Origin of the sequence: Xylanibacter ruminicola Ga6B6, from assembly GCF_000687715.1 — a bacterium.
In the GTDB taxonomy this organism is placed as follows: Bacteria; Bacteroidota; Bacteroidia; order Bacteroidales; family Bacteroidaceae; genus Prevotella; species Prevotella ruminicola_B.
Map to the genome: position 1 here is coordinate 1 of NZ_JHXD01000015.1, position 13879 is coordinate 13879.

The window sequence follows — 13879 nt, forward strand, 5'->3', positions numbered from 1 at the left end:
CCTTCTTTCTCTTTGTCAAACTTAAGCAGTCGCTCAACTGCCTTAACTTTAAGTGCCATAATTTTGTTTTAAATAAAAGGGTTTGTTAAAATCTTTCCTTTTCCTTAAAACCTTTTTCTTAGTCGTGTTTGAGCGGGTGTAGCCATCAAAAATTTTCTGATAGGCCTACTGAAAATTTTTATATGGCTTGAACGCTCTTTTTGCTGCCTTTCAACAACATTGCAAAGGTACAAAAATAATTTGAATTGTGCAAATATTTTGGTGGTTATTTTAGATTATATAACGACATTTTTTTGTCTGATGATGGTTTTCCACTTTTCCACTTTTCCACTTGTAACAGGAAGGTTTTGCGATACTCGCAAAACTCTCTTATAAGATATTATATATATTATAATATATATAATATATATAATAGGTAATCACAACAACTTAAAAACCTTCCTGTTACAAGTGGAAAAGTGGAAAACTGCAAAAGTAACTCCCTATTTTTTTGTTTTGATTTTCTGCGAAATGTAGCGGAAAAACATTTTGTAGCCGGGGCATAGGTAGTTGCGGCGTTCTGGACCGTTAAGGGTGATGCGCTCTACCAGGCGATCCTTGGGGCAACCACCGAAACAGAGGTGGGCTACATCGCAATGCAGACAGGCGGAGGGCAGGCTGTCGAGTTTATACTCGCCAAACTTGCGGTTGGTTTGCATCATATCGTGGAGCGAACCCTGCAGGATGTTGCCAATGCGATACTCGGGAAACACATAGCGATCGCAACGGTACAGGTCGCCATTCTTCTCAATCACACCACAATGGCCGCAAACGGATTCGTGAACACACAAACCGGCTGGGCGGTGGGTAAGGTTGCCAATGGCTGCCTCGATAACCTGCACGTACTTGCGACCTACATCACGGCGGCTCCACTCATCGAATACGGTACAGAGGAACTTGCCGTAGGCTTCGGGTTGCACAGAGAAGGGGGCCAGGTTGCGAGGCTGATGGCTATAGATGCCTGGGGGCAAAGCCACATTCTTATGGCTATCATTAAGCGGCAGGCTCTCGACAACTGGCAAAAACTGCATGTAGTTGCTAAAGCCTCGCAGAAACTGATACACCTCGGCAGCATGTGTGGCGTTGGCGGCATTAACGGTGGTAAGGGTATTGAAGTCGACACCGTGTTTCAACAGCAGGTCGAGACCGTGCATGGTGCGACTGAAGGTTCCCTCGCCCCGTGCGTCCTTGCGATAGATGTTGTGCAGATGTTCGGGACCATCGATACTGATGCCGATACGGAACTGGTGATTGCGGAAGAACTGGCACCACTCGTCGGTAAGCAGCGTGCCGTTGGTTTGCAACGTATTCAGTATGTGGCGGCCCTCGCCGTATTTCTGTTGCAGCGCCATGGCCCGCTCAAAAAAGGGAATGCCGCACATAGTGGGCTCGCCACCATGCCAGGCAAACTCTATCTCGGCATACCGACCGTGGATATCAATCACCTGACGGATATAGTTCTCGAGCACCTCATCCGTCATAAGCGAAGGGCCAGCGGCATAGCCACTACCCTTCGCTAAATAATAACAGTACTGGCATCGCAGGTTGCAAGCCGCACCAATGGGCTTTACCTCGATGGCATAGTGTCGCAAGTCGTCACTACTGGTCATACTTATTCTTATCGTACATTTCTACACCGCCCTTATAGCCTTTCTTGGTTTCGCTACCATCGTCGGTACCAATCTCGCGCTGTATCAGGGCGTTCAGCTTCTGGTTCATCTGCTCTACCAGTTGCTGGTTGGCGTTATTATCCTTGGGCCATGCCAGGTTCTCGGTCTCGTCGGTACCGCACATCAGCAGCTCTACATCGTTGTCGGCCCACAAGGCTTCGTAATCGGCTGGTGTGTTGAACTTAACTGGTGCAAAGTAACGGGCAAACTTATAATCGGGGGTGATGATACCACGTACAAAACCGCGCTTGTTCATATCGGCACGATAGGCAGGCTTCAGGCTGGGATTCATCACGTAGTCGCCATCAATCATGGATATCATCTCGAAACAGAACAGGGCACCCTCGCTGTTACGGATGTCGGTAGCGGGATTCTTCACAGCAGGCATAAGCGAGTGGCCGTGGAGCTCCTGAGTGATAGCACTAAACTGCTGCACGTTGCCAGCTGTAGCAATATCAACAAATGTGGGTGCCAGGTCGAGATGCGAGGTAAGGTTGTAACAATGGCGACCGCCCTTCATCTCGGGGTGATAGATAATCAGGGGAACGTGGATGTTGTTCTCGTAGATATTACCACCCTTACCCTTCAAGCCGTGTTCGCCTTGCATCTCACCATGATCGCTGGTGTAGATAACGATGGAATTATTAAGCAGTCCGGCTTTTTCGAGATACTTGAGCAGCACCAGCATGTGGTTGTCTTCATCCTGGATGGTGTTAAAGTAATAGTCGCGGAAGGTGTGCCACCCTGTGCTGTCGGTTGGCGATGGACCTACCCAGTCCTGCCACTGCTTGTTGTACTCCTTATGTGCAGCAGGGCGACCAGGTTTGTCGAACGACTCGTTCCACGATGCAGGAACAGGCACATTGTAGCTCTTTTTATAAACAGGATCGTCGGGTGCAGGTGTAGCCTCGCCTGCGATGTACGTGCCCGGTGTTTCGTTAAAGTACATGATATCGTGCGGGTTCAGGAAGTTTACAGCCAGGAAGAAACTCTGGCCGTCGTTGTTCAGCTGCTTACCTTTGTTTTTCAGCCAGTCGATGGCATGGTCGGCAATGGTGCCATCCTCTTTATAGCCCTCCCAAACCGAACCGTACATATCACCTTCGGTCCAGTCGCTAAAGCCGTACTCCTCAAGCGACTCGGTATCTTCAGAAATGTGCCACTTACCCTTAAAGGCGGTATAGTAGCCGGCATCGCGCAACATATCGCCTACGGTAGGCAGGTCGCGCGACATATCGTTTACAAAGGCATAGTTGGTGTTATCCAGCATACAGGTTTCGGTGATGTGGCGGCCGGTGTAGATAACCGAGCGACTTGATGTGGAAACATTGGCACAGGCGTAGTGCTTCTCGAATGTGGTACCCATCTGGCGCAGGCGTTCGCGAGCGGCATAGTCGCTACCAGCAGGATACTGCTCCATGTAGGCCTCCTGGTCGGTAGTGATAAAGATGATGTTGTACTTGCCGTCGGCATTAGGCGTAGGCGTGATTTTGTTTGCAGGGTTGTCGGTCGCATCCAAACAACCAGCCAGGAGTGCACTTGTAGGTAGCAGCACCAGCGTTTTCTGAATGTTTTGTTTGTTCATTATCTATAGTTTTTTAGAGGTTAAATCATGGCGATCCTTAGAACTGAAAAAACTGTTTACCTTATATAAAAGGTAAAATACGATAACGGCGGTAACGCCGAAAAGTACGTAAAGCAGAATCTCTAAAGCCATCATACGCGTAATTAATATAAGTTAGCGGGTGCAAAGATACACACGACAGCCGAAAACGGCCTTTCCCCTCGCCAAAAATACGATGAAAGGAAAGCAAAAATACGCCAAGAGGAAAGAAATACGCTGAGAGGAAAGACGACTACCCGCGCTGGCGATAGGCCGATGGCGACTGTTTTCCTAACTGCTTGAAGGCTTTGGTCATCGAGGCTGGCGACGAGAAACCACACTGTTCGGCTATCACCAGCAGGCGCTCGTCGGGACGGGCGGTTATCAGGCTGATAGCATGGCGCACACGGTGCTGACAGATCATATCGTAGAACGACTGGTAGCCGCTGCGACGTATCACCTCGGAGAGATAGGTGGCATTGGTGCCCAGGCGTGCAGTAAGCGTATCGCTGGTGATATGCTGCTCGGTAAAAATACGCTCCTTGGTAAGCAGAAGGTCGAGTTTCTCGCTTAACTGTTCAAAGCGCTCATCGGTTAAACGGAAGTTGCCAGCGGCAGGGGCAGTTTCGGGCTCATCGTCGGTAACAGGTCGGGCTGTGCGCTCGGATGGGGCCGCGTAAGGCTGTCGCCAGGGGTTAAGGGTAAAAATGCAGAACCAGATGTTCATACCGGTAAAGATCACATCGCGTACGGCTTTTACGATGGCATTATCGGCATAGAAGTTGATGGCCATCAGCACACAGATACACGTGGGCAGCCACTGGATGTACTGCGCAAAGCGTACGGGGAAATCGTCGCTATCGGCGTAGATATCCTCGTTGGCACGGCGTACAGCCTGACCAATCCTCAACGCCATGCGTACCGACAAAACGAAATAGGCGGCAAACACCACACTAACGGCAGCAAACGCCCACGGACGATAGCTGCCAGGCATACTGATAATACCCACCGCCTGCAGCAGCAACGGGACCAGCACGATGGCACCAGGCAGAAACAGCCAGTAGCCTTTCTTATCAAGCATGCAATTACACGATGAATGGCCTGCCGCAAAGAAATAACCATGGCACATCACCAGCATCTGCAGCGAGAAGAACAGCACGGCAAAGGCGTTGACATACAGCAGGGCATCGGCATCGCCCACCTGCAACAGGTAGGGCAGCTCCATAATCTGCATCAGGTACAGCACACCTACCGACCGCTGGGCAGGAAACAGCTCGTGGAAATGCGCGTTGTAGGCTTTGGGGCGATAGTACCACTTAAGAATCCATCCGTACAGGTTGGTGAGGATAAACGCCAGGTTGACTGCAAACAGTAGTAAATATTGAGTTGTAGGCATAAGGTTATGAGTTTTGTTTGTTATTGTTTGATGTTACACTTTTCCTTTATTAATAATGTATATACCTGCCGTGGTGAGGGTGGCGGCCAGGATGTACTTAGGCAGGAAGGGCTCGCCCAGACAAAGGCACGAGGTAACGGCACCTACCACAGGGATGAGCGAGTTCCAGATGGCTATTTTGCCTACGGGATTGCAGGTCAGGAGTTTGTTGTAGAGGGCAAAGCCGATGGTAGAGATGCCAATCAGCATGAGCAGATAGAACAAGCCCAGCAGGGTTACATGGGGCAGTGTGCCTCCCAGCAGCAAGCCGGGGATAATGAGCAGGGCACCACCGATACCTAAGCTGTAGCCCGTACCTACAAATACATCAACACGTTTGTTGACGCCTCGTGTCATCAGTCCCGCAAAGGCACCGCACAGAGCATTGAGTATAATCATACCGTCGCCCAGCAGGGTGAACGAACCACTAACCTCGCCCCCTAAGTTAAGCGACAGGATACCACCAAAGCCGATGGTACAGCCTAGGATTTTACGGGTAGTGAGTTTATCGCTCTTAAAGAACAGACAGGCCAACAACACCAGCGTAAACACGCTGAGCGAATTAAGGATGGCGGCACGACTGCCCTGACTATGCGACAAGCCGATATAGAAAGCGGCGTAATGCAGCGTAGTATTAAGTAAGGTGAAACCTAACAGAAACAAAGCACTACCTATGAGATTTGGTTTGGCAGCCTCCTTGAACTGGAACGAGCGATGGGTGAAACGGGCTATCGAAAGGATGATGAGTCCCGAGATACAGAAGCGGATGCCGGCAAACAGCATCTTACTGCCCGTCATGTCGGCAGTAATCCCGAACTCGGCAAAACCCAGTTTGATAAACGGATAAGCCCATCCCCACAGAAACGCTGCGGTAAATGCCATAAGGGCAGCCCAAACAGGACGCTGGAAGATACTTTGTTGTGTCATATAGGATGCAAAGATAAATGTTTTGGCACGAATTTCACGAATTAACACGAAAAAATTAATAAATTCGCGCAAATTCGTGTAATTCGTGCCTGATTTTTTGTATTTTTGTCGCGGAATTAGAATGATTGCAATGAACAAACAGGATACAGAAACAAACACAAAGCGTGATGTGGCTCTGGTATTATCGAGTGGTGGTGCCCGCGGACTGGCACATATCGGTGCCATCGAAGAACTGCTGAACGAGGGGTATCATATCACCTCGATAGCTGGCTGCTCGATGGGTGCGCTAATAGGTGGTGTGTATGCAGCAGGCAAGCTGGAGGACTTCAGAGAGTGGATGAAAAGCATCGACCGCAAGAAAATGCTGGAGCTGACAGATTTCTCGTTCAGCCTGAACCATCTGGTAAAAGGCAGCCGTATTATCGAAGCCATCATGGAGTTTGTACCCGATGTGCCGATTGAGGAGCTGCCCATACCCTACTGCGCTGTAGCTACCGACTGGATATCGGGCAAGGAGGTGGTGTTCCGAAAAGGCAGTTTGTTCGAGGCTATCCGCGCCTCGATCTCGCTACCTACCTTTTACGAGCCTGTTCGCCGCGATGGCATGATACTGATTGACGGTGGCGTTACCAACCCCATACCCCTTAACCGTGTGGAGCGCCACGAGGGCGACCTGCTGGTAGGCATCGACGTGAGCGGGCACGACTACAAAGCACAGTGGGAGATACAGCAGGAACTGACCGAGAAGCGCAAACGCAGCACCTCGCTGTCGCAACAGATACTGAACCGATTACTGCCCGACCACCTCGACTTTAACTATTACACCATGCTGTCGCGCGTAAGTTCGCTGATGATACGTCAGAACTCATTGCTGATGGCCCAGCTAACCAAGCCCGATGTGCTGGTGGACATACAGATGGCCCGTTACGGCGGGTTCGACTACGACAAATCGGAAAAACTGATTGCCATAGGCCGACAAAAAACACGCCAAACTTTGCTTTCGGTTTAAACCTTTTGCCCCACGCTACGTCAATAAATAAACCTGAATATAAAAGGAACCATTAGTTATTATCAACAAAACCAATAATTATGAGAAAACTATTTATGTCTCTCCTGCTCTTTGTAGCAGCGTCTGCAGGTGCTGCAGAAAATCCAGTTCTAACAATCGAAGGTGGCAAGGTGCAAGGCATCCTGGCCGACGATCATCCCGAAGTTTTTGTGTATCGTGGCATTCCTTATGCTGCACCTCCTATCAAGGAGAACCGTTGGAAAGCACCACAGCCCATTATTCCCTGGAAGGGTGTGAAGGTTTGCGATACCTTCGGTCGCCCCAGCTATCAGGCCATCCAGTATACCGGTGGCTACTACACTGAGTGGGGTTATGGTAAGGAGGCTGCCTTTAGCGAGGACTGCCTGTACCTGAACGTATGGACCAAGGCACCTGGCGATGTAAACAAGAAGCTGCCCGTAGCCCTGTGGATTCACGGTGGTGGCTATCGCGAGGGTTTCGGTTCGGAGCCTGAGTTCGACGGACAGGAATGGGGTGCCAAGGATGTAGTATTGGTATCTATCAACTACCGTCTGGGTGTATTCGGATTCCTCACCCACCCTGCACTGGCAGCCGAGAGCCCCAACCACGTATCGGGTAACTATGGTATCCTTGACCAGATTGAGGCCCTGAAATGGATTAAGAAGAATATCGCCCAGTTTGGTGGCGACCCCAATAACGTAACTATCTTCGGACAGAGCGCCGGTGGTGGTAGCGTACGTACACTGTGCGAGAGTCCTCTGGCTCGCGGCTTGTTCCACAAGGCTGTGATTATGAGTGCCCAGGGACTGAGCATTCCCGATGCCAACGGTAACATGATGGGTGGTCGCTACAGTGGCGGTACCGTACAGGAGGCCGAGGCTAACGCCAAGAAGGTGTTCGACTGGGCTGGACTGACCGACCTGCAAAAGATGCGCGCCGCCAGCACCGAGACCATCTTTGCCCTGCCCACCCTGTACTATCAGGTAAACAACGACGGACAGCAGCAGGCTGGTGGTTTCCCATTTATGCGCGGACTGCCATTCATGCCTATGATTGATGGCTACGTAAGCGAGAAGAGCTTTGATGATGCTACCCGCCAGGGCACACTGGCCGACGTACCTTATATGATTGGCTTTACACTGGATGATATGGGTAACATGGCACCCAACATTGCCGAGTTCTGTAAGGTTCGCGAGCAGAAGGGCGGTAAGGCTTGGGCCTACCAGTTTGCACGTCCATTGCCCGATGATGGCAGTCATCCCGAAGTAACCCAGCGCCTGAAGGGTGCTTTCCACTCAAGCGACCTGTGGTTTGTATTCAAGAGTCTGAAGCACTGCTGGCGCCCCTGGACTAAGGGCGACTGGGATCTGAGCGAGAAGATGCTTACCGCCTGGACCAACTTTGTAAAGTACAGCGATCCTAACGGTCCTAAGGGTGGTGCCTGGACACCTTGCACTGCCAAGAGCACCAAGTTCATGGTATTCAAGCTGGACGAGAAGGATGCCGAGGCTTCGTTCTTAGGCCAGCCCGAGAAGTCGAAGCTGCCCGCATTCAGCTTCGGTCCTGCTCCTGCACGCCCCGCCGCTACTACTAAATAAGTATTAAGTATTAACAAACCGAGAGTCCGTCTATCCCCGTAGGCGGACTTTTTGTATCTATGATTGACCTGAATCAATAACATGATTTGTATCAATAAAAGCGCCGTGCTCGCACACAATTAAATAAAAATGCTTGTTTAATTCAAAAAGTCGCCGTACCTTTGCACCGTCAAAAAGAAACAAAGGGTAACAAAAATGTTTAAAGTAGGCCGACCGTGAAAGGCCGACTGAGTAAAATTAAGAAAGGGTAAAAAGATGAAAAAGATGATTTTGACATTAGTAGCAATGCTGAGTATGACAACTGCATTTGCCGAGGGTGAGAACACTAACGCAGTAGCAAACGTAGAGGCTTATAAGATGGATATCAATATCAATAAGCTGGCTGACGCTCTGAACCTGGGCGACGATCAGAAGGCTGCTGTTGAGAACATTCACCACGTATTCAGCACCGAGATGACTTATGCTGCACAGTATGGCAATGCAGATCGCGATGCAATGGTTAAGAACGCTATCAACACCGACGTTAAGCGTATGAGCCGCGTTCTGAACGCCGAGCAGATGAAGAAGTACCTCATGTTGTTGAACATCACTATCTACAACCGCGGTCTGAACAAGTAAAAAGAGAGATTTATATAATTCTAATCCATGGGATAGTAGGACATCCATCCGGTAACGGAGGGTGTCCTTTTTTGATGTTCTGAAAGTTACGGCATCTGTAGCGGACCGTTACCATGCCCGATACGGATAGCTGCCGACTTGCGGATAGCCTCGGTAATAAACTGCTTGGCTTTACCCACCGCCTCGGGTAGCGGGTGACCTAAGGCTAAGTTGGATGCAATGGCCGATGAGAGTGTGCAGCCCGTACCGTGCAGATTGCTGGTAGCAATACGCTCGGTGGCAAAAGTGCTCACGTTGCCATCGCACTCAAACAGCAGATCTATCATCTTTGGCGAATCAGCATGGCCGCCCTTCAGCAGAAAAGCGCAACCGAAATATCGCGAGAGAGTTTCGCCAGCCACCTGTACAAACGATGACGGGATGGGCTTTTCGATGAGTTGCAGCAGGCGGTTAGTTTCGGGCAGGTTGGGCGTGATGAGTGTGCAGAGTGGGAACAACTGATTAACCACTAACTGGATGGCCTCGGGTGCCATCAGCGGATAGCCGCTGGTTGATACCATCACCGGATCGTAAACCACTGGCACAGGATGCTGCTCCAGATAGCAGCGCAGTTCGTCGACTACCACCTGAGCCACCTCGGCATCAGGCAGCATACCTATCTTAATAGCCTTAGGCTCCAGATCGGAAAGCACAGCACGCAGCTGCTGGGCTACTACTTCGGGCGGCACAGGCATAGCAGTCTGTACGCCTAACGTGTTTTGTGCGGTAACCGATGTAATCACCGTAGCCCCATAACAGCCATGAGCCGTGATGGTTTTAAGATCCTGCTGAATGCCGGCACCTGCCGATGGGTCGCTACCGGCTATTGATAATACTACCTCCATGCGTCGCCGAGGATCATGGCTCCTCCAAAGCCCATTTTTTCAACTTCAGTTATCTTATCGAATGTGATACCGCCCAGTGCCATCACCCGTTCATCTATCAGTCCTGCCTTATGGGCTGCGATGATGACGTCGGGAGCAAACGTAGAATAATAGCCGCGCTTAGAGATGCTGTCGAAGATGGGACTCAAGCTCATGTAGGCATAAGGCTTTCGGCGGCACTCCGACAGCTCGCTCAGGGTGTGGCACGAAATGCTTACCGCCCCACTCCACCCTGCCGGTGTCTCTGGGTTTCGGCTGTTAAGATGCACCCCGTGTAAGCCATACTTGATGGCCAGGGAGTGATGATCGTGTAGTACCAGGCGCGAGTAGAGAGCTGATGGAATGGCGACCAACAGCTGCTCTACCTCGCTCTGGCTGGCTTGAGGTTTACGAATATGTATTAAATCGGCCCTGCCGCTTTGCAGCAGCTGGGTAATCTTTTCGGCTTCGCCCTCGAAGAAATCAGGGCGCGTAAGGACTATAATCATACACACTTCTTACACATATCGAACGAGGCATCCCAATCCTTCCAAACGGGTTCGCGACCCAGTTCCTTCAGGCGGGTGTTTATCACCTTAGCCGTACGCTCATCGCTTACCGTAAACTGCTCCAAGGCCTGTGGATAGGTGTGGTAGCCACCAGGATTCACATGGCTCTCGGCCGACATGGTGGTTACACCTAAGGTACACATGTTGTCGCGGATGTAAGCGGGTTCGCGGGTACTGTACGAGATGTCGACATCGTGGTCGAAGATACGCATGGCAAACGTGGCTTGTGCCAGTTCGCGATCAGTCATAAAACAGTTGGGCTGGAATCCCTCGTTCTGGGCCGGACGCATACGGGGGAAGTTGATGCTGTACTTGGTGCGCCAGTAGTGCTTCTGCAGATAGCGCAGGTGGTAAGCCATCATCGTAACATCGGTACGCCATTCTTTCTCCAGTCCAATCAGCACACCCATACCGATAGAGTGTACGCCAGCCTGACCCATACGGTCGAATCCGTCGCAGCGCCATTCAAAACGGCTCTTCATGCCACGTGGGTGATACAGCTGGTAGTGCTCGCGGTTGTAGGTTTCCTGAAAGCAGATCACACCGTTCAATCCGTGGTGAGTCAGCTCGCGATACTCCTCCATCTTCAGCGGCATCACCTCGATCTTGATGTTCGAGAAGTAGCGCTTGGCAATATCGATGGCTTTAGCCAGATAAGGCACTCCCGCCTTGGCTGGGTTCTCGCCGGTTACCAGCAGGATGTTCTCGAAAGGTGCCAACTGCTTGATGGCACGGTACTCGTCCTCAATCTGTTCGGGTGTGAGGATGGTGCGTGCCATAGGGTTTTCGCGATGAAAGCCGCAGTACACACACGAGTTGGAGCACGAGTTGGTGATATACAGCGGGATAAACATCGACATGGTGCGCCCGAAACGCTCCTCGGTGTATTTACGCGAGAGTCGGGCCATCTGCTCTAAGTAAGGTTCGGCTGCAGGCGACAGCAGGGCCATAAAGTCGTTCACATCGCAGCGACTCTTGCCTAAGGCACGGCGCACATCGGCATCGGTCATGCTGGCTATGCGCTCGGTGGTTTCCTGCCAACTAATGTTTTTAAGTTCGTCACTAAACATCTTATCGTTATTTTGATTTACAGGGTTTGAAAGCATACTCCTTCAACTGGTGTATCGAAGGATGAGTGCCACAGAGTTCGCAGCTGGGGCGCTGGGCAAAACCAAAGCGCTGCCACTGCATGCTGAGGGCATCGAAAGTAAGCATGCTGTTGGTGAGCAACTGACCCACCCCAGCTAAGTATTTCAAGCACTCGGTGGCCTGCACGGTACCTAACATGCCGGCTATCGAGCCCAACACACCTACCATAGCGCAGGATTCTACATCCTGCTTGGCAGGGGGCTCAGGGAACAGACAACGGTAACAGGCCGAACCAGGCACGTGGGTCATCAGCTGTCCGCAATACTTGCTGATACCACCCATGGTAAAGGCCTTACCCTGCATCACGCAAGCATCGTTTACAAGATACTTGGTGGCAAAGTTGTCGGTACCGTCGATGATGAAATCGTAGGGCTGTATCAGCTCCATGGCGTTGGTCTCGCTCAGATAGCACTCATGGGTTTCAACGCACACATCGGGGTTGATGGACTGCATACGTTCGCGAGCCACTTCTACCTTGGGTCGGCCCACATCGGGGGTGCTATGCAGCACCTGACGCTGCAGGTTGGTAATACTCACGGTATCGCCATCCACCACACCGATGGTGCCTACGCCAGCTGCTGCCAGGTACAGGGCTACAGGCGAGCCTAAGCCCCCTGCACCCACTATCAGCACCTTGCCCTGCAGCAGTTTGCTTTGTGCCTCGGGCCCGAAACCTTCCAGTATCAGGTGGCGGTTATAACGCCTGCGTTGTTCACTCGTTAGTTCCATTAATTGTCAATTATCAATTGTCAATTCTTGAGCTTCCTCAGGTCATGTGTCAGCTTGGCAGCGCAGAAGTTAGGTCCGCACATGGTGCAGTACTCGCCATCGGTATGACCAGCCTCGGTGAAATACTGCAGCGCCAGTTCGGGATCCAACGACAGGTGGAACTGATCGCGCCAACGGAACTCGAAACGAGCCTTCGACAGGGCGTTATCGCGGATGGTAGCACCGGGGTGTCCCTTTGCCAGGTCGGCTGCATGGGCAGCTATCTTATAGGCAATGATACCTGCGCGTACATCGTCCTTATTAGGCAGAGCCAGATGCTCCTTGGGGGTTACGTAGCAAAGCATGGCGGTTCCGAGCCAGGCTATCTGCGCACCACCGATGGCACTGGTAATATGATCGTAGCCTGGAGCGATATCGGTAACAATAGGTCCGAGGGTGTAGAAAGGTGCCTCGTGACACTTCTCCAACTGGCGCTCCATATTCTCCTTGATTTTATGCATGGGCACATGACCGGGACCCTCGATAAAGGCCTGCACGTTCTTCTCCCAGGCACGTACCACCAGCTCACCCATGGTGTCGAGCTCGGCAAACTGGGCGGCATCGTTGGCATCGGCAGTACAACCAGGACGCAAACCATCGCCCAGCGACAGGGCTACATCATACTTGGCTACGATATCACAGATATCATCAAAGTGCTCATATAAGAAGCTCTCCTTATTGTGCAGCAGGCACCACTTACTCATAATGCTACCGCCACGACTCACAATACCACACAAACGACTATCAGCCAGATGCACGTTGTGGCGACGGATACCGGCATGGATGGTAAAGTAATCCACACCCTGCTCGCACTGCTCAATCAGCGTGTCGCGATACACCTCCCAGGTCAGGTCTTCCACCTTGCCATCCACCTTTTCCAAAGCCTGATAGATGGGCACGGTGCCTACGGGTACAGGACAGTTACGCAGAATCCACTCGCGGGTTTCGTGAATGTTGTTACCCGTAGAGAGGTCCATCAATGTATCGCCACCCCACTTGCACGACCATACGGCCTTGTCCACCTCTTCGTCGATGCTGGATGTAGTAGCCGAGTTGCCGATGTTGGTATTGATTTTCACCGCGAAATTGCGTCCGATAATCATCGGCTCGCTCTCGGGGTGATGAATGTTAGCAGGGATAACGGCACGTCCGCGAGCCACCTCCTGGCGTACGTATTCAGGGGTGATATGACTCTCGATTCCCAGTGCCTGACAGTTCATGTTTTCGCGAATAGCCACGTACTCCATCTCGGGAGTGATGATGCCTGCCTTGGCACATGCCATCTGGGTAATACCCTGTCCTTTCTGGGCGCGATCGGCTATCCACTGCTGGCGCATTGGGGGCAGCCCCTTCTTCAGGTCAACCGTGTAGTTGGGGTCGGTATAAGGTCCGCTGGTATCGTAGATATATACTGGTGCGTTGGGCTCCATGTGTGGCATGCCCTTCTCGTCGCGGGTAACGGTGGGTGTCAGGTTTACCTTAGTCATACCCACCTTTACATCAGGGTACAACTGGCCCTGCATATAGAATTTCTCACGCTGTGCGTAAGCTTTGTGATCATTTATCATACT

General features: G+C 51.4%; 12 protein-coding genes. 3 read left to right on the plus strand and 9 right to left on the minus strand.

Annotated features, from left to right (window positions below):
• Positions 1 to 482: 482 nt before the first annotated feature.
• From T500_RS15715 to T500_RS0109655, 4 genes are all read right to left on the minus strand, one after another.
• The gene (locus T500_RS15715) at positions 483 to 1649 is read right to left on the minus strand and encodes an anaerobic sulfatase maturase (RefSeq protein WP_051612000.1); all 1167 of its coding nucleotides are present in this window, start codon (positions 1647 to 1649) and stop codon (positions 483 to 485) included.
• The gene (locus tag T500_RS0109640; protein WP_028907935.1) at positions 1639 to 3294 is read right to left on the minus strand and encodes a sulfatase-like hydrolase/transferase; all 1656 of its coding nucleotides are present in this window, start codon (positions 3292 to 3294) and stop codon (positions 1639 to 1641) included. Before T500_RS0109640 ends, T500_RS15715 begins: the two co-directional genes overlap by 11 nt.
• Positions 3295 to 3565: 271 nt before the next feature.
• The gene (locus T500_RS0109650) at positions 3566 to 4708 is read right to left on the minus strand and encodes an AraC family transcriptional regulator (protein WP_028907936.1); all 1143 of its coding nucleotides are present in this window, start codon (positions 4706 to 4708) and stop codon (positions 3566 to 3568) included.
• 33 nt (positions 4709 to 4741) lie between these two features.
• On the minus strand, positions 4742 to 5674 hold the full coding sequence (locus T500_RS0109655) for a DMT family transporter (RefSeq protein WP_028907937.1): 933 nt from the start codon (positions 5672 to 5674) through the stop codon (positions 4742 to 4744).
• A gap of 130 nt (positions 5675 to 5804) precedes the next feature.
• On the opposite strand from T500_RS0109655, the gene T500_RS0109660 reads away from it, so the two are divergent.
• The 3 genes from T500_RS0109660 to T500_RS0109670 all read left to right on the plus strand — a co-directional run bounded on the left by T500_RS0109660 (position 5805) and on the right by T500_RS0109670 (position 8920).
• Positions 5805 to 6683: a patatin-like phospholipase family protein gene (locus T500_RS0109660; RefSeq protein WP_036908960.1), complete on the plus strand. Its 879-nt coding sequence runs from the start codon at positions 5805 to 5807 to the stop codon at positions 6681 to 6683.
• Between the two features lie 80 nt (positions 6684 to 6763).
• The gene (locus T500_RS0109665; protein WP_028907939.1) at positions 6764 to 8302 is read left to right on the plus strand and encodes a carboxylesterase/lipase family protein; all 1539 of its coding nucleotides are present in this window, start codon (positions 6764 to 6766) and stop codon (positions 8300 to 8302) included.
• 255 nt (positions 8303 to 8557) lie between these two features.
• Positions 8558 to 8920 (plus strand): hypothetical protein, encoded by a 363-nt coding sequence (locus T500_RS0109670; RefSeq protein WP_028907940.1) that lies wholly within the window; start codon positions 8558 to 8560, stop codon positions 8918 to 8920.
• A gap of 86 nt (positions 8921 to 9006) precedes the next feature.
• On the opposite strand, the gene thiD is transcribed toward T500_RS0109670, so the two are convergent.
• The 5 genes from thiD to thiC are packed head-to-tail and all read right to left on the minus strand — an operon-like array spanning position 9007 to position 13876.
• Complete coding sequence (gene thiD, locus T500_RS0109675; RefSeq protein ID WP_028907941.1) at positions 9007 to 9804, minus strand: bifunctional hydroxymethylpyrimidine kinase/phosphomethylpyrimidine kinase; 798 nt, start codon at positions 9802 to 9804, stop codon at positions 9007 to 9009.
• A complete protein-coding gene (locus T500_RS0109680; protein WP_028907942.1) occupies positions 9795 to 10331 on the minus strand; it encodes a thiamine phosphate synthase in 537 nt (178 codons plus the stop codon). The genes thiD and T500_RS0109680 overlap by 10 nt, the downstream gene beginning before the upstream one ends.
• Positions 10328 to 11461 carry a 2-iminoacetate synthase ThiH gene (thiH, locus tag T500_RS0109685; protein ID WP_028907943.1) on the minus strand — a complete coding sequence of 378 codons (1134 nt, stop codon included), beginning with the start codon at positions 11459 to 11461 and terminating at the stop codon, positions 10328 to 10330. Before thiH ends, T500_RS0109680 begins: the two co-directional genes overlap by 4 nt.
• Positions 11462 to 11468: 7 nt before the next feature.
• Positions 11469 to 12269, minus strand: a complete 801-nt coding sequence (locus T500_RS0109690) for a HesA/MoeB/ThiF family protein (RefSeq protein ID WP_028907944.1) — start codon at positions 12267 to 12269, stop codon at positions 11469 to 11471.
• Positions 12270 to 12289: 20 nt separating this feature from the next.
• Complete coding sequence (gene thiC, locus T500_RS0109695) at positions 12290 to 13876, minus strand: phosphomethylpyrimidine synthase ThiC (RefSeq protein WP_028907945.1); 1587 nt, start codon at positions 13874 to 13876, stop codon at positions 12290 to 12292.
• Positions 13877 to 13879 lie beyond the last annotated feature (3 nt).

Excerpts from the sequence above, each read along its gene's own strand:
- T500_RS0109665 (WP_028907939.1), top strand. The coding sequence starts at position 6,764 with ATGAGAAAACTATTTATGTCTCTCCTGCTCTTTGTAGCAGCGTCTGCA.
- thiC (WP_028907945.1), bottom strand. The coding sequence starts at position 13,876 with ATGATAAATGATCACAAAGCTTACGCACAGCGTGAGAAATTCTATATG.
- thiD (WP_028907941.1), bottom strand. The coding sequence starts at position 9,804 with ATGGAGGTAGTATTATCAATAGCCGGTAGCGACCCATCGGCAGGTGCC.
- T500_RS0109655 (WP_028907937.1), bottom strand. The coding sequence starts at position 5,674 with ATGACACAACAAAGTATCTTCCAGCGTCCTGTTTGGGCTGCCCTTATG.
- thiH (WP_028907943.1), bottom strand. The coding sequence starts at position 11,461 with ATGTTTAGTGACGAACTTAAAAACATTAGTTGGCAGGAAACCACCGAG.
- T500_RS0109670 (WP_028907940.1), top strand. The coding sequence starts at position 8,558 with ATGAAAAAGATGATTTTGACATTAGTAGCAATGCTGAGTATGACAACT.
- T500_RS15715 (WP_051612000.1), bottom strand. The coding sequence starts at position 1,649 with ATGACCAGTAGTGACGACTTGCGACACTATGCCATCGAGGTAAAGCCC.
- T500_RS0109690 (WP_028907944.1), bottom strand. The coding sequence starts at position 12,269 with ATGGAACTAACGAGTGAACAACGCAGGCGTTATAACCGCCACCTGATA.
- T500_RS0109650 (WP_028907936.1), bottom strand. The coding sequence starts at position 4,708 with ATGCCTACAACTCAATATTTACTACTGTTTGCAGTCAACCTGGCGTTT.
- T500_RS0109660 (WP_036908960.1), top strand. The coding sequence starts at position 5,805 with ATGAACAAACAGGATACAGAAACAAACACAAAGCGTGATGTGGCTCTG.
- T500_RS0109680 (WP_028907942.1), bottom strand. The coding sequence starts at position 10,331 with ATGATTATAGTCCTTACGCGCCCTGATTTCTTCGAGGGCGAAGCCGAA.
- T500_RS0109640 (WP_028907935.1), bottom strand. The coding sequence starts at position 3,294 with ATGAACAAACAAAACATTCAGAAAACGCTGGTGCTGCTACCTACAAGT.